The organism is Streptomyces sp. NPDC059247 (genome assembly GCF_042754005.1).
Classification (GTDB): domain Bacteria; phylum Actinomycetota; class Actinomycetes; order Streptomycetales; family Streptomycetaceae; genus Streptomyces.
In genome coordinates this window covers 93679-113026 of sequence record NZ_JBHYZW010000017.1, presented here as the reverse complement: position 1 = coordinate 113026, position 19348 = coordinate 93679, and the positions used below count along the sequence as shown (strand labels likewise).

Genomic DNA, 19348 nt, shown 5'->3' with positions numbered 1-19348 from the left:
ATGTGTGGCATCGCAGGGACCTACCGATGGCCGGACGGGAAGGCCGTGACCGACCGGCTCACCGACATCATCGCCCACCGAGGACCGGACGGGGCGGGCCGGTACGGCCACCCCGTGGGTGACGGCGAGGTACAGCTCGGTCATCGCCGGCTGGCCATCGTCGACCTGTCGGAGACCGGCGCCCAGCCGATGGTCTCGGACGGCCTCGTCCTGACGTACAACGGCGAGCTGTACAACGCGCCCGAGCTGCGCGCCGAGCTGACCGCCGCCGGGGTGCGCTTCCGCGGCACCTCCGACACCGAGGTGCTCCTGGAGGCGTGGCGGCGCTGGGGCACGGACTGCCTGCCCCGGCTGCGCGGCATGTTCGCGTTCGGGATCTTCGACGAGCGCACCGGCGAGCTGGTGCTCGCCCGCGACCAGCTCGGCGTCAAACCGCTGTTCCTGCTCCGGCGCGGCGGAGGTCTGGTGTTCGCCTCCGAGCTGAAGGCGCTCGCCGCCGCCACCGGCGGTTCGCTGGAGGTGGACCACGCGGCCCTGGTGGCCTCGCTGCTCTACTACTGGGTGCCGGACACCCGGTGCGCGTACCGCGAGGCGGAGAAGCTGCCGCCGGGGACCTGGCTGCGGTGCCGTCCGGACGGCCGGGTGGAGCGGGGCCGGTTCTGGAACCTCCGGGAGGTCGCCGCCGAGGGCCGGGAGCGGGCCCTCTCGGGGGACGTGCCGGACATCGCCGCCGTCGTCGAGGAGTCGACCCGGCGGCATCTGCTCTCCGACGTCCCCGTGGCGACCTTCCTCTCCGGCGGTCTCGACTCCAGCTATCTGACCGCGCTCGCCTCCCGCGAGCTGCCCGGCATCTCCGCCTACACGATCGGGTTCCGCGCCGAGGACGCCAAGTTCGAGGCGATGCCGGACGACCTGCGCTACGCCCGTCAGGTGGCCGGGCGGTTCGGCGTCGACCTGCACGAGATCGAGATCGCCCCGGACGTGCTCGACCTGCTGCCGCAGATGACGCGGACCCTGGACGAGCCGATCGGCGACCCCGCCGCGATCAACACCTTCCTGATCTGCTCGGCCGCCCGGGAGGCCGGGGTCAAGGTGATGCTCTCGGGGATGGGAGCCGACGAACTGTTCGCCGGGTACCGCAAGCACCTGGCGAATCTGATCGCGCTGCGCTACCAGCGGGTGCCCCGGCCCGTGCGGCGCGGTCTGTCCTCGGCGGTGGACCGGCTGCCGGTGGCCACGGCCCGCCGGGGATACCGGTCGGTGCGGTTCGCCAAGCGGTTCCTGTCCTTCGCCGATCTGCCGGAGGAGACGGCGTTCCGCCGCAGCTACACCATGTACGACCGGGGCGAGCTGCTGGACCTGGTCGATCCGGATCTGGCCGGGACGGTCGACGACGTGCTGACCGAGCACGCGGACGTCTACCGGGACAACGACCTCGACGACTTCGTCAACCGCATGTGCCTGGGCGACACCCGGATGTTCCTGCCGGGTCTCAACCTCGCGTACACGGACCGGTCGAGCATGGCCGCCTCGACCGAGGTGCGGGTCCCGTACGTGGACGTCGAGGTGGTCAGGGCCGCGTTCGCCGTGCCCGGCGACCGGAAGATCGTCGGCCGGCAGGGCAAGGCCGTCCTCAAGGAGGCGGCCACCTCGATCCTGCCCCGGGAGATCGTGTACCGGCCCAAGGGCCTGTTCAGCGCCCCGCTGCGGGCCTGGATGAGCCGGGACCTGGCGCCGCTGGTGCGCGAGGTGGTGAACGACGGCGTCCTCGTCCGTTCCGGGTTCCTGCGCCGGGACGCGCTGGCCCGGATGGTCGCCGAGGACGCCGCAGGACAGCGGGACTTCTCCAAACATCTGTGGCATGTGCTGACCCTCGAGTACTGGTACCGCGCCGCGACCTCCGGGTCCGGCGAGAACGCTCGCCCGACGGCGTAGAAGCAAGGGGACTTCGGTGAAACAGGTCGTGCAGAACTACAAGAGCGGTGAGCTGACGGTGCTCGACGTGCCGGTGCCGGGGTGCAAGCCGGGCGGGGTGCTGGTCCGTACCGCCTATTCGCTGATATCCACCGGGACCGAGCTGATGAAGGTGTCCGAGGCCGGGATGTCGATGCTGGGCAAGGCCCGCTCCCGGCCGGACCAGGTGGCCAAGGTCATGCAGAGCGTGGCCACCAACGGGGTGCCCGCGACCTACCGCAAGGTGATGGGCAAGCTGGACTCCTACACGCCGCTGGGCTACTCGCTGTGCGGGGTGGTGGAGCAGATCGGCCCCGGGATCGACGACGTGAAGGTCGGCGACCTGGTGGCCTGCGCGGGGAACGAGCACGCGCTGCACGCCGAGCTGAACTGGGTGCCGAAGAACCTGTACACCCGGGTGCCGGACGGGCTCGCGCCCCGGCACGCGGCCTTCGGCACGGTCGGGTCGATCGCGCTCCAGGGCGTCCGGCAGGGCGGGCCGCAGCTCGGCGAGTCGGCGCTGGTCATCGGTCTGGGGCTCATCGGGCAGCTGGTGGTGCAGCTGCTCACCGCCTCGGGCGTCCGGGTCGTCGGGGTCGATCCCGATCCGGCACGGTGCGAGCTGGCGGAGCGGCTCGGCGCCGTGGCCTGCGGCGATCCCTCGTCGGCGGCCGTGGAGGCCGCCGTCGCCGAGCTGACCGACGGTCACGGTGTGGACCAGGTGTATCTGGCGGCGGGCGGCGACAGCAACCAGCCGGTCGAGCTGGCGGCCCGGCTGTGCCGGGACCGGGGCCGGGTCGTGGACATCGGCAAGTGCCGTCTGGACCTGCCGTGGAACGCGTACTACGAGAAGGAGCTGGACGTCCGGTTCTCCCGGAGCTACGGCCCCGGGCGGTACGACCCGGAGTACGAGCTGGAGGGGCGGGACTATCCGATCGGCTACGTGCGCTGGACCGAGCGCCGCAATCTGGCCTGCTTCCTCGACCTCCTCGGGCGGGGCAGCGTGGACGTGGAGCCGCTGATCTCGCACATCGCGGACTTCGACGACGCCGTCGACACCTACCGGCGGCTGAAGGACGGCGAGCTGAAGGCCGTGGCCGTGCTGTTCCGGTATCCGGAGGAGTCCCCGGCGCGGGAGGCGGCCCCGGCGGTGACCGTGCCCGTGGTGTCGCGCGGCGACCGGGCGCCCGCCCCGGCCCGGTCCGCCGGGAGGCCCGTGCGGCTCGCGTTCGTCGGCGCGGGGAACTACGCGACGTCGATGCTGCTTCCGCACCTGGCCGGGCGGGAGGGCGTCGAGCTGTCCACGGTCGTCACCACGACGGCGCTGTCCGGGGCCAACGCGCAGCGGAAGTTCGGCTTCGCCCGCGCGACCACCGATCTCGACGCCGTGCTCGGTGACGGGTCCGTCGACGCGGTGTTCGTGGTCACCCGGCACAGCTCGCACGCCGAGCTGACCCGCCAGGCGCTGCTCGCGGGCAAGACGGTGTTCGTGGAGAAGCCGCTGGCGCTCACCGAGGACGAGCTGGCGGGGGTGCTCGCGGCGGTGGAGGAGTCCGGCAACGACCGGCTCCAGGTGGGCTTCAACCGCCGGTTCGCGCCGCTGCTCCAGGACGCCAGGAAGCAGTTCGGCGACCGTACCGGCCCCGCGAGCCTGCGCTATCTGGTCAACGCGGGCCGTCTCGAACACGGAAGCTGGTACCTCCGGCAGGGCACCGAGGGCTCGCGGTTCGTCGGCGAGGGCGGGCACTTCATCGACACGGCGAGCTGGCTGCTCGGGGCCGATCCGGTCTCGGTGTACGCGATCACCACGCCCGGCAACGAGGACCTCCAGGTCGTGCTGCGCTACCCGGACGGGTCGACCGCCACCATCAGTTACGTCACCACCGGCGCCTCGGGCTTCCCCAAGGAGACGCTGGACCTCATGGCGGACGGCAGGGTGCTGCGGCTCGACGACTTCGTGCGCGCCTCGGTGTACGGCCGCAAGCGGTGGGTCAGTTCGCGGCTGCCCAAGGCCCGGGACAAGGGCCAGTCCGCCGAGCTGGCCTCGTTCGTGCGGGCCGTGCGGACCGGCGGGCCGCTGCCGGTGCCGCTGGAGTCGCTGGTCGCCACGACGGCGGCGACCCTCGCCGTGGGGGCGAGCCTGGCCGGTGGCGCGCCGGTGACGCTGGCGGGGCCGCGATGACCATGAGCGCGGGCTGGTACCTGCGGCGGCTGTCCCGGATGGGGCCGGGCGAGGTCGGCGGCCGGGTGGGCGACGCGGTGCGCAGACGGCGGTGGCGGTCGGCGCCGCCGGACTGCCCCCGGGTGACCGGTGCCCGGTTCACCTCGGTGCTGCCCGCCGGGGCGCTCGCCTCGGTGCCGCCGGACGCGGCGAAGCGGCTGGTCGCGGACGCGGACCGGCTGATGGCCGGGCACGGCGAGTTCTTCGGGGTGGAGCGCGACGACCTGGTCGCCCCGGACTGGTGGTACGACCCGAAGACCGGGCGCCGGGCGCCGTGGGGGTACGCCTTCGACGTGCCGTACCGGGACGAGGAGGTGGTCGGGGACATCAAGCAGATCTGGGAGCCGTCCCGGCACCAGTACCTCACCGTGCTGGCCGCCGCCTACGCGGTCACCGGGGACGAGCGGTACGCGGAGCGGGTGGCCGAGCACCTGCGGTCGTGGTGGGCGGGCAACGCGCCGCTGCGCGGGGTGCACTGGATCAGCGGCATCGAGCTGGGCATCCGGCTGCTGTCCTGGGTGTGGATCCGGCGGCTGCTCGACGGCTGGCCGGGCGCGGCCGGTCTCTTCGAGGACAACCCGGTGGCGGTGAACCAGATCTGGCACCACCAGCGGTGGCTGGCCGCCTTCCCCAGCCGGGGCTCGTCGGCGAACAACCATGTGATCGCCGAGGCGGCCGGGCAGCTCGCGGCGGCCTGCGCGTTCGGCTGGTTCCCGGAATCGAGGCGGTGGCGGGCCGACGCGCTGCGCTCGCTCGCCCGGCACCTGCGGAGCAACACCTTCCTCTCCGGCCTCAACCGTGAGCTGGCCAGCGAGTACCACGGTCTGGTGCTGGAGCTGGGCCTGGCGGCGGTGGCCGAGGCGGACGCCGCCGGGGTGCCGGTGCCCTCGACGGTGCGGCTGGTGCTGCTGCGGATGACGGACGCGCTCGCGGCCGTCGTGGACGACCGGCTGCGACCGCCGCGCCAGGGGGACGCGGACGACGGTCACGGTCTGGTGGTGGACGGCGCGGGCACCGACCGGTGGGGGTCCCTGCTGGCCACCGGGGACGCCGTGTTCGGGCGTCTCGACTGGTGGCCGGTGGTGACCGGCACCGATGTGCGCACCCCGCTGCTGGCCGCGCTCGTGCGGGCCACGGCTCCGGCGGTGGCCCGGCCCGCGGAGCGCCCGGCCCACTTCGCCGACGCGGGCATGACCGTCCTGCGCGGTCCCGGGGGGATCTGGTGCCGTTGCGACGGGGGTCCGCACGGGTTCCTGTCGATCGCGGCCCACGCCCACGCGGACGCGCTGTCGGTGGAGGTGCGGCACGACGGGGTGGACGTGCTCGCGGACCCGGGGACGTTCTGCTACCACGGGCAGCCCGAGTGGCGGCGGTACTTCCGCTCGACCCTCGGTCACAACACGCTGGAGTGGGACGGCGCCGACCAGTCCGCTTCCGGCGGCCCGTTCCTGTGGACCCGGCAGGCCCGTACCCGGGTGCTGGTCGCGGACCCCGGCGCCGAGGGGGTGGCCCGCTGGTGCGCCGAGCACGACGGCTACCAGCCGGCCACGCACCGCCGCCGGGTGGAGCTGACCGGCGCCGAGCGGGAGGTGCGGGTGGTCGACGAGATCCGGGGCGACCGGCCCGTGCGGCTGGCGTTCCATCTCGGTCCGGCGGTCAGCGCGGAGCTGTCGGGGAACCGGGCGGTGCTCACCTGGAGCCGGGACGGCGAGGACCGTTCGGCGGTGCTCGACCTCCCGGGCCAGTTGGCCTGGCGGGCGCACCGGGGCGAGGCGGAGCCGCCGCTCGGCTGGTACTCCGCGGGCTTCGGGCGCAAGGAGCCCGCCACCACCCTGGTCGGTACCGGCACCGGTCTCGCGGAGGGCGCGGAGGGGTTCACCACGGTGCTCACGTTCCACGGCTAGCGCCCTCGCGCGTGAGGACGACACGGGAGGCCGGGCCCCGCGAGCCCGGCACGGATCGGCGGGACATGTCCCTGGGAGGAGGCGTGGTGTTCAGGAGGCGGCGGTGGGCGTTGCCGGTGGCGGTGCTCGCGCTCGTCCTGCCGATGGCGGCCGGGTGTACGGGCCCGGCGGACGCCCCGGTGGCGCCGACGGGTGCGCCCAGCGCGTCCGGGGCCTCCGACGTCTCCGTGGCCCGGGTGTGCGACGGGCCCGTGGCGGGCCCCGGGTCCGCCCCGGCGGGCGCGGTGGCGGTGGATCCTTCGGTGGTCGGTGATCTGGCGGCGAAGACCGCGAGCCGTCCCCCGGGCACCACGTTCTGGCTGCGTCCGGGGACGCACCGGCTGGACGGTGACCGGTACGCGCAGGTCGTGCCGAAGGAGGGGAACCGCTACCTGGGCGCGCCGGGCGCCGTCCTGGACGGCGGGAAGGTCAACCAGTACGCGTTCGGCGGTACCGCCCGGGGCGTCACGCTCAGCCATCTGACGGTGCAGCGTTTCGTCGCGCCGAACAACGAGGGCGTGGTCAATCACGACATGGCCGACGGCTGGGTGATCGAGCACACGACGATCCAGCACAACTCCGGCGCCGGGCTGATGGCCGGTGCGCGTCAGCGGCTCACGGGCAGTTGTCTGCGCGCCAACGGGCAGTACGGGATGAACGCGTACAAGACGGGTGACTCCATCCGTGGTCTGGTGGTCGAGGGCAACGAGGTCGTGGGGAACAACACCGACGACTGGGAGCGGCGGGAGCCGGGCTGCGGGTGCAGCGGGGGCATCAAGTTCTGGGCGGTCGACGGTGCCGACGTGCGGGGCAACTGGGTGCACGACAACCGGGGCGCCGGGTTGTGGGCGGACAACAACAACAACGACTTCCGTATCGAGGACAACGTCATCGAGGCCAACGACGGTGCCGCGCTGGTGTACGAGACCAGCTACAACGCGGTCATCCGGAACAACACGATCCGGCGGAACAACTGGGTCGAGGGCCGCGCGTCCGCGGAGGGCGGCGACGACTTCCCGTACGCGACGGTCTACGTCTCCGAGTCCGGCGGCGAGCCTCGGGTCCCGGCCCGCACGGACAAGATCGAGATCTACCGGAACGTGCTGGAGGACAACTGGAACGGGATCACCCTGTGGGAGAACGCGGACCGGTTCTGCAACAGTCCGGCCAACACCTCCACCGGCTACTGCACGCTGCTCGTGAAGGACACCGGGCGCTGCGCGCGTCCGGCCATCGCCGGGGCTCCGCTCTACGCGGACTGCCGGTGGCGGACCCAGCGGGTGGACATCCACGACAACCGGTTCCTGCTCGACCCGTCCGTCCTCGCGTGCACGGCGGGGTGCGGCCGGATGGCGGTGGTGGCCAACTACGGCACCTACCCGCACTGGTCGCCGTACCGGGGCGACCGGGTGGCGCGGGCGATCACCCTCGAACAGGACAACCGCTGGCACGACAACGTCTACCGGGGGCCGTGGACCTTCGTGGCCAACGACCCGAGCCGGAGGCTCGACCCGGGGCAGTGGCGGCGGGCGCCGTACCTCCAGGACGCGGGCAGCACCTTCGCCGCGCGGTCGGGCGGCTGAGATGAGCGAGGACCTCAGGGGCACGGGACGGGACGGGACGGGCGGGCCGGAGGCGCGGACCGGTGCCGTGGCGCCGGGTGCGCCGAGCGCGTCGGAGCGGCGGTCCGGTGCCGTGGCGCGGCTCGTCGGGACGCCGAAGGCCGTCGGCGTCGTCTGGGCGCTGCTCGGCCTCAACACGCTGGGCTCGGCCGGGGCGAAGACCGTGGTGGCGATCCCGCGCTCCTTGATACAGATGGCCACCATGGGTGCGCTGGTCACCGCGTTCGCGCTGGCGCTCGTGCTCAATCTGCGGCTGCGCGTGCGGCCCAGTGCCTTCGTGTTCCTGCTCACCCTGCTGCTGGTGCCGAGTCTGATCTCCAGCGTGCAGTTGGAGGTCGGGTTCGGCGCGTTGTTCCGCTGTGCCCGGCTGTCGCTGTTCGTCGGCACGCTGTGGCTGCTCAGCCGCTGGTGGGACGGTGGTCTGACGTTCGTCCGGTACCACGTCCGGATGTACTTCGCGGTGCTGGTGCTCGTGGCGGTCGGGCTGGCGGTCGCGCCGGGGACGGCCATGCCCGAGTACTACGGCGGGCGGCTCGTCGGTGCGCTGTGGCCGTTGACCCCGCCGCAGATCGGGCAGTACTCCGCGGTGATCATCGGGCTGACGGTGCTGCTGCTGCTCGGCCGTCGGACCGGCGGGGCCCACGCGACGGCGGTCATCGTGCTGTCGGCGGTCCTGCTGGCGATGACCCACACCCGGACGGCCACGCTCGGTCTGCTCGTCGGGCTGTCCCTCGCGATCGGCTCGCTCGTCCTGACCAGTGCCGCCGCCCGCCGGTTCTTCGCCTGGGCGGTGGTGTGCGGCGCGGTGGCCGCGGTGGCGTTCAGTTCCGCGATGCAGGCGTGGTTCCTGCGCGGGCAGAGCCAGGAGAACTTCGCCAATCTGACGGGCCGGGCCGTGGTGTGGGACTCGCTCCTGTCCATGCCCCGCACGCTCGGGGAGCAGGCGTTCGGTACGGGTCTGGGCGACAAGTCGTTCGACGGCCTGCCGATCGACAACAGCTGGCTGGCGGTCTATCACGAGCAGGGTCTGACCGGGGTCGTGCTCGTCGCGTCGATGATCATCGTGCTGGGGGGTGTCGCGCTGCTCCGGCCGCCGTCGCTGCCGAGGGCCTGCGCGATCTTCCTGATCAGCTACTGCGCGATCTCCTCGTACACCGAGGTGGGGCTCGGCGACGCCTCCGCGTACCTCCTGCACCTGACCCTGGCCGCCTCGCTGCTCGCGGCCCCCGTCCCGGCCGAGCCCCTTCCGACGCCCCCACTCCCCCGACGACGTGTCCCGCGATGGGCCCGGAGGTGACCTGAGAGATGTATGTCCTGGTGGTCCACAACCGATACTCCTCGGCGCAGCCGAGCGGGGAGAACAGGGTCGTCGACGAGGAGGTGGAACTGCTGCGGGCGGGCGGCCACCGGGTCGAGCTGTTCGAGCGGCGCAGTGACGACATCGCCGGCCGGTCCTTGCTGGGCAAGGTGGCCGTGCCGCTGCTCGTGCCGTGGAATCCGGGGGTCCGCAGGGAGCTGGCCGACCGGCTCAGGGCCGACCGGCCGGACGTGGTGCACGTCCACAACGTCTTTCCGCTGCTGTCGCCCGCGGTGCTCGCCGCCTGCGCCGACGTCGGTGTGCCCGTCGTCGCCACGCTGCACAACTACACCCAGGTGTGCCCGCCGGGCACGCTGCACCGGGAGGGCCGGTCGTGCTCGGAGTGCGTCGGGACGGCGTGGGCGCTGCCCGCCGTCCGGCACGGCTGCTACCGGGACTCCCGGCTCGCGACGGTTCCGATCGCGGTCGGTCTGTCGGTCAACCGGCGGCGGTGGTGGACCGGCGTGGAGCGGTTCTTCTGCATCTCGCAGGCGCAGCGCGAGGTGCTGGTGCGGTCCGGGATGCCGTCGGAGCGGCTGACGGTGAAGCACAACTTCGTGCCCGACCCGGCCGACCGCCGGGAGGGCGCCGGTGAGCACCTGCTGTTCCTGGGGCGGCTCGCGGAGGCCAAGGGGATACGGCTCCTGATGGCCGCGTGGGACGAGCTGGCCGCCGGGGGCGGGGTGGGCGTACCCCTGGTGATCGCCGGGGCGGGCCCGCTCCAGCCGGAGGTGACGGCGTGGGCGGCGGGCCGGGAGGACGTGCGGTACGCGGGGCTGCTGGATCCGGCGGAGTGCCGTAAGGCGGTCGCCCGTTCGGTGGCCGTGCTGGCTCCCTCGATGGCCCTGGAGACCTTCGGTCTGGTGGTCGCGGAGGCGATGGCGGCGGGGGTTCCGGCCGTCGCCGCCGGTCACGGCGCCTTCGTCGAGCTCGTCGAGGAAGGGGTGACGGGGCTGCTGCACCGGCCGGGTGAGCCCGGTTCGCTGGCGTCCCGGGTGCGGGAGGTCGCGAGCGACCCGGACCGCAACCGGGAGATGGGCCGGGCGGCCCGGCGCCGGTACGAGCGGGGCTTCAGCCCCGCCGTCGGCCTGGAACGTCTGGTGGAGGGGTACCGCGCCGCGATGGCGGGGCGGTCCGGCGGTGGGCACGGCGCGCCGTCGACGGACAACGGGAACACGGGCCCGCGGCGGGACGACCGCGCGGGCAGGGATGGGGGAAGTAGATGACAGGATGCCGACTCTGCGGTTCGGAGGCGCTGGTCAGCGTCGTCGATCTCGGGGCGACTCCGCCGTGCGAGAGCTTTCTGGCGGCGGAGGAGCTGGACCGGCCGGAACCGACGTACCCGCTGCACCTGCGGGTCTGCACCGACTGCTGGCTCGCGCAGATACCTCCGCTGATCACACCGGAGGAGACGTTCACGCAGTACGCGTACTTCTCGTCGTACTCGACGTCCTGGGTGGAGCACGCCCGGGTGTTCGTCGCGGACGCCGTACGGCGGGCGGGCCTGGGCCCGGACGCCTTCGTCGTCGAGGTCGCGAGCAACGACGGCTATCTGCTGCGGCACGTGGTGGACCGGGGGATGCGCTGCCTCGGCGTGGAGCCCTCGGTGAACGTGGGCGCCGCGGCGCGGGAGGCGGGCGTGCCCACGCTCACCGCGTTCCTGTCCCCGGAGACCGGTTCGGCCGTCCGGGCCGAGCACGGTCCGGCGGACCTGGTCGTCGCCAACAACGTGTACGCGCACATCCCCGACGTGGTCGGCTTCACCCGGGGGCTCCGCTCGCTGGTCGCCGACGACGGCTGGGTCTCCATCGAGGTGCAGCACCTGCTGACCCTGATCGAGGAGAACCAGTACGACACGATCTACCACGAGCACTTCCAGTACTACACGGTCGCGTCCGCGATCCGGGCGCTCGCGAGCGGCGGGCTCACCCTGGTGGACGTCGAGCTGCTGCCCACGCACGGCGGTTCGATCCGGCTGTGGGCCCGGCCGTCGGAGGCGGCCGGGGAGCCGACGCGGGCGGTGGCGGACGTGCTGGCCCGGGAGAAGGCCGCCGGGCTCCAGGAGCTGTCCGGGTACACGGACTTCTCGGCCCGGGTGGCGAAGGTGCGCAGGGACCTCCTGAAGTTCCTCGTCGAGGCGGCCGAGCGCGGTGAGACGGTCGTCGGCTACGGCGCCCCGGGCAAGGGCAACACCCTGCTCAACCACTGCGGTGTGCGGCCGGACCTGCTGGCGTACACGGTGGACCGCAACCCGTACAAACACGGCAGGTTCACTCCGGGCACCCGTATCCCGATCCTTCCGCCGGAGCGGATAGCCGCCGACCGGCCGGACTACGTCCTGGTCCTGCCGTGGAACCTGCGGGACGAGCTGATCGAGCAGTTGTCCTTCGTCCACGAGTGGGGCGGCCGACTGGTCTTCCCCATCCCGGAACTGAGCGTCGTCGAGGTGAAGTCATGAAGGTCGTGCTGTTCTGCGGCGGTTACGGGATGCGGATGCGCAACGGAACCGCCGACGACGTGCCCAAGCCGATGGCGATGGTCGGCCCCCGGCCGCTGATCTGGCACGTCATGCGCTACTACGCGCACTTCGGGCACAAGGAGTTCATCCTGTGCCTGGGGTACGGGGCCCATCACATCAAGGACTTCTTCCTCCGCTACGAGGAGACGACGTCCAACGACTTCGTGCTGCGGCAGGGCCGTACGGAGCTGCTGTCCACGGACATCTCCGACTGGACGATCACGTTCGCGCAGACGGGGGTGGAGTCGCCGATCGGGGAGCGGCTGCGCCGGGTGCGGCACCATCTGGACGGCGACGAGATGTTCCTCGCCAACTACGCCGACGTGCTCACCGACGCCCCGCTGCCGGAGATGATCGACCGGTTCTCCCGGCGGGACGCCGGGGCGTCGATGATGGTGGTGCCGCCGCAGTCCTCGTTCCACTGCGTGGAACTCGCCGAGGACGGTCTGGTCGGCGGCATCACCGCCGTGAGCGAGCTGCCGTTGTGGGAGAACGGCGGCTACTTCGTGCTCCGGCAGGAGGTCTTCGACCACATACCGGAGAACGGGGACCTGGTCGCGGACGGGTGCGCGGGCCTGGCCAAGGGCGGGCGGCTCGTGGCGCACCAGCACCGGGGCTTCTGGAAGCCGACCGACACCGTGAAGGAACGCGCCGCGCTCGACGCCGGGTACGCCCGGGGCGACCGCCCGTGGGCCGTGTGGGAGCGGGACGGCGCGACCGTGGACGGGGTGGGGACCGCGTGATACATCTCGGGGCCGGGGGCCTGGACCGGATCGTCGCGGTGGGCGCGCACTGCGACGACATCGCGATCGGCGCGGGCGGCACCCTGCTGACGGTGTGCCTCGCGCGGCCGGGCGTCCGGGTCGACGCGCTGGTGCTCTCCGGCGGTGGCGGCGACCGGGAGGACGAGGAGCGGGCCGCGCTCGCCGCCTTCTGCCCGGACGCCGATCTGCGGCTGACCGTGCTGAAGCTGCCCGACGGCCGGCTGCCCGCGCACTGGGACGAGGCCAAGGCCGCGGTGGAGGAGCTGCGCGCCCGGACCGATCCGGACCTGGTCCTCGCGCCGCGCACCGACGACGCGCACCAGGACCACCGGGGCCTGGCCAAGCTGATGACCACGGGATTCCGTGACCACCTCGTGCTCGGCTACGAGATCGTCAAGTGGGACGGCGATCTGGGCCGTCCCTCCGCCTATCAGCCGCTGTCGCCGGAGACGGCCGAGCGGAAGGTGCGGCTGCTGCAGGAGCACTACCCCTCGCAGCGGCACCGGCCCTGGTACGACCGGGAGGCCTTCCTCGGCCTCGCGCGGATCCGGGGCATCGAATGCCACGAGCGCTACGCCGAGGCGTTCGCCGTCACCAAACTCACTCTCGACCTGGGGGAATGAACCTTGCGCGTACTGCTGACCGGACACCAGGGCTATCTGGGCACCGTGATGGCCCCGGTCCTCGCCGCCGCCGGGCACGAGGTCGTCGGTCTCGACTCGGGCCTGTTCGCGGACTGTGTCCTCGGCCCCCGGCCGGAGGACCCGGCGGGCCACCGGGTGGACCTCCGGGACGTCACGGCCGACCATGTGGCCGGGGTGGACGCCGTGATCCATCTGGCCGCGCTCTCCAACGACCCGCTGGGCTCGCTGGCGCCGGACCTGACCTACGACATCAACCACCACGCCTCGGTACGGCTGGCCCGGCTCGCCCGCGAGGCCGGGGTGCGCCGTTTCCTGTACGCGTCGACCTGCTCCGTCTACGGCGCCGCCGGGGGCGACGACCTGGTCTCCGAGGAGGCCCCGCTGCGTCCGGTGACGCCGTACGCGGAGTCCAAGGTGCGGGTGGAGGACGATCTGCACGCGCTGGCAGACGGCGACTTCACCCCGGTGTACATGCGCAACGCCACCGCCTTCGGGTACTCGCCCCGGCTGCGCGCCGACATCGTCCTGAACAACCTGGTGGGCCACGCGCTGCTGTCCGGCGAGGTCCTGGTGCTCTCCGACGGCACGCCGTGGCGGCCACTGGTGCACGCCGCCGACATCGCGCGGGCCTTCACCGCCGCGCTGGAGGCGCCCCGCGAGGCGGTGCACGACCGGGCGTTCAACATCGGCGGCGAGGCCAACAACGTCACCGTCGCCGAGATCGCCGAGCAGGTCGCCGAGGCGGTCTCCGGCGCGAAGGTCCGCATCACCGGCGAGAACGGCGCCGACCCCCGCTCGTACCGGGTGGACTTCTCCCGGTTCCGCGCGGCGATCCCCGGCTTCGACTGCGAGTGGACGGTGAAGCGGGGCGCCCTCGAACTCGCCGACGCCTACCGGGAGCACGGGCTGACCAGGGAGGACTTCGAGCGCCGGTTCACCCGGCTCGCCGTGCTGCGCGCGGGGTCCGAGAGCGGCGCGGTCGACGGCACCCTGCGGTGGCGCCGATGACGACGGTCGGCGAGGAGATGCACGCGCTGGTGGAGCGGCTGTACCCGCTCTGCCGGAGCATCACGGGCGACGGGGTGCGCGCCACCCTGGACATCGTGGGCGAACACCTCCCGCTCCAGGTGCACGAGGTGCCGACCGGGACGCGGGTGCTCGACTGGACGGTGCCGCAGGAGTGGAACATCCGGGACGCGTACATCGCCGACGCGAGCGGCAGACGGGTCGTCGACTTCGCCGCGTCCAGTCTGCACGTGCTCGGCTACAGCGTGCCGGTGGCGGCGACGATGCCGCTGGCGGAGCTGCGGGGCCATCTGCACACCCTGCCGGACCAGCCTTCCCTGGTGCCGTACCGGACCAGCTACTACACGCCGGAGTGGGGGTTCTGCCTGTCCCAGGAGACCCTGGACGCGATGCCGGACGGCGACTACGAGGTGCGGATCGACTCCACCCTCGCGGACGGCCACCTCACCTACGCGGAGCACGTGGTGCCGGGGCGGGTGCAGGACGAGGTGATCGTCTCCTGCCACATCTGCCACCCTTCGCTGGCCAACGACAACATGGCGGGGGTCGCGGTGGCGACGTTCCTGGCCAAGGAGCTGGCCGGGCGGACGCCGTACTACACCTACCGGTTCATCTTCGCGCCGGGCACCATCGGGGCGATCACCTGGCTGGCCCGCAACGCGGAGCGGGTGGAGCGGGTCAAGCACGGTCTGGTGCTGGCCTGTGCCGGGGACCCGGGCCGGCTGACGTACAAGCGGAGCAGACGCGGCGACGCGGAGATCGACCGGGTGGTGCGGCATGTGCTGACGGCCTCGGAACGCCCGCACCGGATCGACGAGTTCACGCCGTACGGCTACGACGAGCGGCAGTACTGCTCCCCCGGTTTCGATCTCGGCGTGGGCTCGCTCAGCCGCACCCCGTACGGGGCCTATCCCGAGTACCACACCTCGGCGGACGATCCGGACTTCGTCTCCCCCGAGGCGATGGCGGACACGCTCGCCGTCTGCCGCGAGGTGTTCGCGGTCCTGGACCGCGACCGGCGGTACCAGAACCTCAGCCCGTACGGCGAACCGCAGCTCGGCCGACGCGGGCTGTACGACTCGCTCGGCGGTCGCAGCGACGCGAAACAGGCCCAGATGGCCATGCTCTGGGTGCTCAGCCTGTCGGACGGCGAGCACGGTCTGCTGGACGTCGCCGAGCGGTCGGGCCTGCCGTTCGGCACGGTCGCCGACGCGGCCGACGCCCTGCGCGACGCCGGACTGATCAAGGCGTGACCCGATGAGCACCGGAAGCGAGAGGACGGCGGTGCCCACGGCCCGGCCCACCGCCCTGCGGACCATCGCCGGGCGGCTGTCCTGGGGGCTGGCCGACCAGGCGGTCTGCAGCATGACCAACTTCGTCGTGGGGGTCTATGTCGCACGGTCGCTGGGGCTGGCCGCGTTCGGCGTGTTCAGCCTGGTCTGGGTGACCTACGGCGTGGTGCTCGGGGTCTCCCGCGGGCTGGCCACCGACCCGCTGATGGTGCGTTTCAGCGGGGTGCCCACGGGCGTCTGGCGTGCGGCGGCGGCCCGGTCGACCGGGACCGCGCTCTGCGTCGCCGTCGCCGTCGGCGCCGTGTGCCTGGCGGCGGGGCTCGGGCTCGGCGGCCGGGTGGGGCACGCGTTCGCCTGCCTCGGCGCCGTCCTGCCCGCGCTGCTGCTCCAGGACGCCTGGCGGTTCTCCTTCTTCGCCGCGGGCACCGGGCGGAAGGCCTTCGCCAACGACCTCCTGGGCGGCCTGGCGCTCGTCCCGGCCATGGTGGTCGCGGCCCGGGTGGGCAGCGTGGCCGGGTTCGTGCTCGCCTGGGGCGCCGCCGCCGCGGTACCGGCGGCGTACGGCTGCTACCAGTCCGGCATCCGGCCCCGGGTGACCGAGGCGCGCGCCTGGCTGCGCGAGCAGCGCGACCTCGGCTACCGGTACCTCGTCGAGAACGTCGGCGTCAGCGGCGCGGGCCAGCTGCGCGCGTACGGGCTCGGCGCGATCGTCGGGGTCAGCGCGGTCGGCGTCGTCCGGGGTTCCGAGCTGCTGCTCGGCCCGTTCCTCGCCGTCCTGATGGGCCTCTCGCTCGTCACCGTCGCGGAGGCGGCGCGGGTGCTGCGGCAGGCCCCGCACCGGCTCCGCGTGTTCTGTCTGCTGCTCGGCGGCGGGCAGGCCGTCGCCGCGCTGCTCTGGGGCGCGGCGCTGTTGTTCGTACCGGACCGGTTCGGCGAGTTCGTGCTCGGCGGTGTCTGGTACGCCGCCTCGCAGCTCATCGTGCCGGCCACGCTCGGTGTCGCGGGCGCGAGCCTGGGCACCGGCGCGGCGGCCGGGCTGCGCGCGCTCGCCGCCGCCCGGCGCAGCCTGCGCTGTCAGCTGATCGCCTCCACCCTCTACGTCTGCGGCGGGCTCGGCGGGGCGCTCGTCGGCGGCACCGTCGGCTCCGCCTGGGGCGTCGCCGGAGCCACGGCGGTCAGTTCCGCCGTGTGGTGGCTGGAGCTGCGGTCCGCCCTGCGCGCGCACGATCACCACACCATCCGTGAAGTGAGGACCACATGACCACCCCTCCCCGGCTGAGCGTCGGACTGCCCGTGTACAACGGCGAGGAGTACCTCGCCGAGGCGTTCGAGGCCCTGCTCGGCCAGACGTACGAGGACTTCGAGCTGGTCGTCTCCGACAACGCGTCGACCGACGGGACCCGGGACATCTGCCGCCGCTACGCCGAGCGGGACTCGCGCGTCCGGTACATCCGGCTGCCCCGGAACATCGGCGCCGCGCCGAACCACAACTACGTGTTCACCGAGTGCCGGGGCGAGCTGTTCAAGTGGGCCTCGCACGACGACCTGTACGCCCGGGACCTGCTGCGGGCCTGTGTGGAGGCGCTGGACGAGCGGCCGGAGGTGATCCTGGCGCACAGCGGGCAGGCGGTCATCGACGGCGAGGGCCGGGTGAAGGTGCCGTACGAGTACGGGCTCGCCACCGACTCCCCACACGCGCCGACGCGTTTTCGCAGCATGTTGTTCGAGCCCGGCGGCGACGACTTCTACGGGGTGATGCGGGCCGATGTGCTGCGCCGGGTGAAGCCGCACGACAGCTACCACCACGCGGACCGCACGTTCGTCTCCGAGATCGGTCTGCACGGGCCGTTCCACCAGGTGCCGGAGCTGCTGTACTTCCGCCGCGACCACCCGACCCGGGCCGAGCGGGCCAATCCGTCCAAGCGTTCCCGGTGCGTCAATCTGGACCCGCGCCGGGCCGGTCCGCTGCATCCGACGCCCCGGCTGCTCGCCGAGTACGTGGGCGGGTTCGTCTCGGCGGTCCGGCGGGCGCCGCTGTCCCCGGCGGACCGGCGCGCCTGCTACGGCCATCTGGTGGCGTGGGCGGCCAGCCGGGTCCGGCCGGGTGCCGGTGAGCGGGTCGAGGACCGTGCGCCGGTCGATCCGCGCCGCACCACGGTCTCCCTCGACGACCTGGTCGCCGGGCGCGAGGGGAGGAAGGCGTGAGCTCCGCCGGGCGTGCCGGGGCGCGCGTCGGGGTGTTCGGGCTGCTGGGCTCCGGCAACCTCGGCAACGACGGTTCGCTCGAAGCGGTCCTCGGCTACCTCCGCGCGGAGCATCCGGGGGCGGTGGTGGACGCGCTGTGCGGCGGGCCCGAGGCGGTCACCGCCCGGTACGGCGTCCCCGCGACCCGGCTGCACTGGTACGGCGGGGAGTACCGGACGGCGTCGCGGGCGGGCGCGGTCGCGGGCAAGGGCCTGGGCAAGCTCGTCGACGCCGTGCGGACGGCCGCCTGGGTGCGCCGCCACGATGTGGTGATCGTGCCGGGCATGGGGGTCCTTGAGGCCACGCTGCCGCTGCGGCCGTGGGGTTTCCCGTACGCGCTGTTCCTGCTCTGCGCTACCGGGCGGCTGTTCGGCACCCGGGTCGCGCTGGCCGGGGTCGGCGCCGACACGATCCGCGACCGGCCGACCCGGGCGCTGGTGCGCTGGTCGGCGCGGCTGGCCGCGTACCGGTCGTACCGCGACACCCTGTCGCGGGACGCGATGCGGGCGATGGGCGTGGACACCTCGGGCGACGAGGTGTACCCGGACCTCGCGTTCGCCCTGCCGACGCCGTCGCCGGGCGCGCCCCCGGGGCCGCCGGGCCCGGTGTGCGTCGGTGTCATGGCCTTCCACGGGGGCAACGACGACCGCGACCGTGCCGAGGAGATCCACCGGCGCTATCTCGACGGGACGACCCGGTTCGTCCGTGCGCTGGCCGAGGACGGCCGGCCGGTCCGGCTGGTCACCGGGGACGCGTGCGACGCGCCGGTGGTGGCCGCGATCCTCGAAGCGGTGGACTCGCCGCTGGTCACCGCCTCGGAGGCGGCTTCGCTCGGCGATCTGATGAAGGAGATGGCCGCCGCCGACACGGTGGTGGCGACCCGTTACCACAATCTGGTCTGCGCGCTGAAGGTCGGCACGCCGACGCTCGCGCTCAGCTACGCGGCGAAGAGCGACGCGCTGATGGCCGAGATGGGTCTCGGCGCGTACCGCCATCCGGCGCGCGAGGTGGACGCCGACCGGCTGCTCGAACAGTTCCGGGAGCTCGAACGGCGCTCGGCGGAGCTGCGGAGCGTCCTCGCCGAGCGGAACCGGGCCGCCGCCCGGCGCCTCGACCACCAGTTCGCCGCTCTGACCTCGGCCCTCTTCCCGAGGACCGGTCCTGCCCACGCCCACGCCCTGCGGGAGAACACATGAAAGCGACCCCGGTCCCGGAGATCGACGGGGCCTACCTGTTCGAACCGACGCCGTACGCCGACGAACGCGGCTTCTTCTGCCGCACCTTCGACGCCGAGGTGGTCCGCTCGGTCGGCCTCGACCCGGACGCCTTCGTCCAGGACAGCCTGTCGCGGTCGGTCCGGGGCGTGCTGCGCGGTCTGCACCTGCGCGCGGGCGCCGGGGAGGCCAAGCTCGTGCGGTGCTCGTACGGGAGGATCTTCGACGTCGTCGTCGATCTGCGGGCGGGCTCCTCGACGTACCGCAACACGGCCTTCTTCGACCTCTCCGGCGAGACGCAGAACACCCTGTACGTCCCGGCGGGGTGCGCGCACGGTTTCCAGGCGCTCACCGAGACCGCCGACATCTCGTACCGCATCGACCGGCCGCACGACCCCGCCGAGGACGTGACGATCGCCTTCGACGACCCGGAGCTGGGCATTCCGTGGCCGCTGCCGGTCGCTTCGGCGTCCCGGCGGGACCGGGAGGCGCCGAGCCTCGCCGAGGCCCTGAAGCGCGCCGAGGCTCTGAAGCACGAGGAGAACTGAGA

General features: G+C 73.0%; 15 protein-coding genes. All 15 read left to right on the top strand.

Features of this window, described 5'->3' with window-relative positions:
- The 15 genes from asnB (at position 1) to ACFXGN_RS25720 (ending at position 19346) form a co-directional block, all read left to right on the top strand.
- Positions 1-1935: an asparagine synthase (glutamine-hydrolyzing) gene (asnB, locus tag ACFXGN_RS25790; protein ID WP_384863556.1), complete on the top strand. Its 1935-nt coding sequence runs from the start codon at positions 1-3 to the stop codon at positions 1933-1935.
- 16 nt (positions 1936-1951) lie between these two features.
- Entirely contained in the window at positions 1952-4135 is a 2184-nt protein-coding gene (locus ACFXGN_RS25785; RefSeq protein WP_384863554.1) for a bi-domain-containing oxidoreductase, read from the top strand.
- A complete protein-coding gene (locus tag ACFXGN_RS25780; RefSeq protein WP_384863551.1) occupies positions 4132-6078 on the top strand; it encodes an alginate lyase family protein in 1947 nt (648 codons plus the stop codon). Before ACFXGN_RS25785 ends, ACFXGN_RS25780 begins: the two co-directional genes overlap by 4 nt.
- A gap of 143 nt (positions 6079-6221) precedes the next feature.
- Entirely contained in the window at positions 6222-7700 is a 1479-nt protein-coding gene (locus ACFXGN_RS25775) for a right-handed parallel beta-helix repeat-containing protein (protein ID WP_384863638.1), read from the top strand.
- Between the two features lies 1 nt (position 7701).
- Entirely contained in the window at positions 7702-9036 is a 1335-nt protein-coding gene (locus ACFXGN_RS25770) for an O-antigen ligase domain-containing protein (RefSeq protein ID WP_384863548.1), read from the top strand.
- A gap of 8 nt (positions 9037-9044) precedes the next feature.
- Positions 9045-10322 carry a glycosyltransferase gene (locus ACFXGN_RS25765; RefSeq protein WP_384863546.1) on the top strand — a complete coding sequence of 426 codons (1278 nt, stop codon included), beginning with the start codon at positions 9045-9047 and terminating at the stop codon, positions 10320-10322.
- Positions 10319-11554 (top strand): class I SAM-dependent methyltransferase, encoded by a 1236-nt coding sequence (locus tag ACFXGN_RS25760; protein WP_384863543.1) that lies wholly within the window; start codon positions 10319-10321, stop codon positions 11552-11554. The genes ACFXGN_RS25765 and ACFXGN_RS25760 overlap by 4 nt, the downstream gene beginning before the upstream one ends.
- On the top strand, positions 11551-12357 hold the full coding sequence (locus tag ACFXGN_RS25755) for a glucose-1-phosphate cytidylyltransferase (RefSeq protein ID WP_384863540.1): 807 nt from the start codon (positions 11551-11553) through the stop codon (positions 12355-12357). Before ACFXGN_RS25760 ends, ACFXGN_RS25755 begins: the two co-directional genes overlap by 4 nt.
- Positions 12354-13001, top strand: a complete 648-nt coding sequence (locus tag ACFXGN_RS25750; protein WP_384863537.1) for a PIG-L deacetylase family protein — start codon at positions 12354-12356, stop codon at positions 12999-13001. The genes ACFXGN_RS25755 and ACFXGN_RS25750 overlap by 4 nt, the downstream gene beginning before the upstream one ends.
- 3 nt (positions 13002-13004) lie before the next feature.
- Entirely contained in the window at positions 13005-14030 is a 1026-nt protein-coding gene (locus ACFXGN_RS25745; protein WP_384863534.1) for an NAD-dependent epimerase/dehydratase family protein, read from the top strand.
- Positions 14027-15301 (top strand): DUF4910 domain-containing protein, encoded by a 1275-nt coding sequence (locus ACFXGN_RS25740; protein WP_384863531.1) that lies wholly within the window; start codon positions 14027-14029, stop codon positions 15299-15301. The genes ACFXGN_RS25745 and ACFXGN_RS25740 overlap by 4 nt, the downstream gene beginning before the upstream one ends.
- Positions 15302-15305: 4 nt before the next feature.
- Positions 15306-16601 (top strand): hypothetical protein, encoded by a 1296-nt coding sequence (locus ACFXGN_RS25735; protein ID WP_384863528.1) that lies wholly within the window; start codon positions 15306-15308, stop codon positions 16599-16601.
- The gene (locus ACFXGN_RS25730; protein ID WP_384863525.1) at positions 16598-17545 is read left to right on the top strand and encodes a glycosyltransferase family 2 protein; all 948 of its coding nucleotides are present in this window, start codon (positions 16598-16600) and stop codon (positions 17543-17545) included. Before ACFXGN_RS25735 ends, ACFXGN_RS25730 begins: the two co-directional genes overlap by 4 nt.
- Positions 17542-18780, top strand: coding sequence for a polysaccharide pyruvyl transferase family protein (locus ACFXGN_RS25725; RefSeq protein WP_384863522.1), 1239 nt, complete (start codon positions 17542-17544; stop codon positions 18778-18780). The genes ACFXGN_RS25730 and ACFXGN_RS25725 overlap by 4 nt, the downstream gene beginning before the upstream one ends.
- Complete coding sequence (locus tag ACFXGN_RS25720; RefSeq protein WP_384863520.1) at positions 18777-19346, top strand: dTDP-4-dehydrorhamnose 3,5-epimerase family protein; 570 nt, start codon at positions 18777-18779, stop codon at positions 19344-19346. Before ACFXGN_RS25725 ends, ACFXGN_RS25720 begins: the two co-directional genes overlap by 4 nt.
- Positions 19347-19348: the final 2 nt, after the last annotated feature.

Coding starts and splice junctions, on each gene's coding strand:
- asnB (WP_384863556.1), top strand. CDS start 1: ATGTGTGGCATCGCAGGGACCTACCGATGGCCGGACGGGAAGGCCGTG.
- ACFXGN_RS25780 (WP_384863551.1), top strand. CDS start 4,132: ATGACCATGAGCGCGGGCTGGTACCTGCGGCGGCTGTCCCGGATGGGG.
- ACFXGN_RS25775 (WP_384863638.1), top strand. CDS start 6,222: ATGGCGGCCGGGTGTACGGGCCCGGCGGACGCCCCGGTGGCGCCGACG.
- ACFXGN_RS25770 (WP_384863548.1), top strand. CDS start 7,702: ATGAGCGAGGACCTCAGGGGCACGGGACGGGACGGGACGGGCGGGCCG.
- ACFXGN_RS25765 (WP_384863546.1), top strand. CDS start 9,045: ATGTATGTCCTGGTGGTCCACAACCGATACTCCTCGGCGCAGCCGAGC.
- ACFXGN_RS25760 (WP_384863543.1), top strand. CDS start 10,319: ATGACAGGATGCCGACTCTGCGGTTCGGAGGCGCTGGTCAGCGTCGTC.
- ACFXGN_RS25755 (WP_384863540.1), top strand. CDS start 11,551: ATGAAGGTCGTGCTGTTCTGCGGCGGTTACGGGATGCGGATGCGCAAC.
- ACFXGN_RS25740 (WP_384863531.1), top strand. CDS start 14,027: ATGACGACGGTCGGCGAGGAGATGCACGCGCTGGTGGAGCGGCTGTAC.
- ACFXGN_RS25735 (WP_384863528.1), top strand. CDS start 15,306: ATGAGCACCGGAAGCGAGAGGACGGCGGTGCCCACGGCCCGGCCCACC.
- ACFXGN_RS25730 (WP_384863525.1), top strand. CDS start 16,598: ATGACCACCCCTCCCCGGCTGAGCGTCGGACTGCCCGTGTACAACGGC.
- ACFXGN_RS25720 (WP_384863520.1), top strand. CDS start 18,777: ATGAAAGCGACCCCGGTCCCGGAGATCGACGGGGCCTACCTGTTCGAA.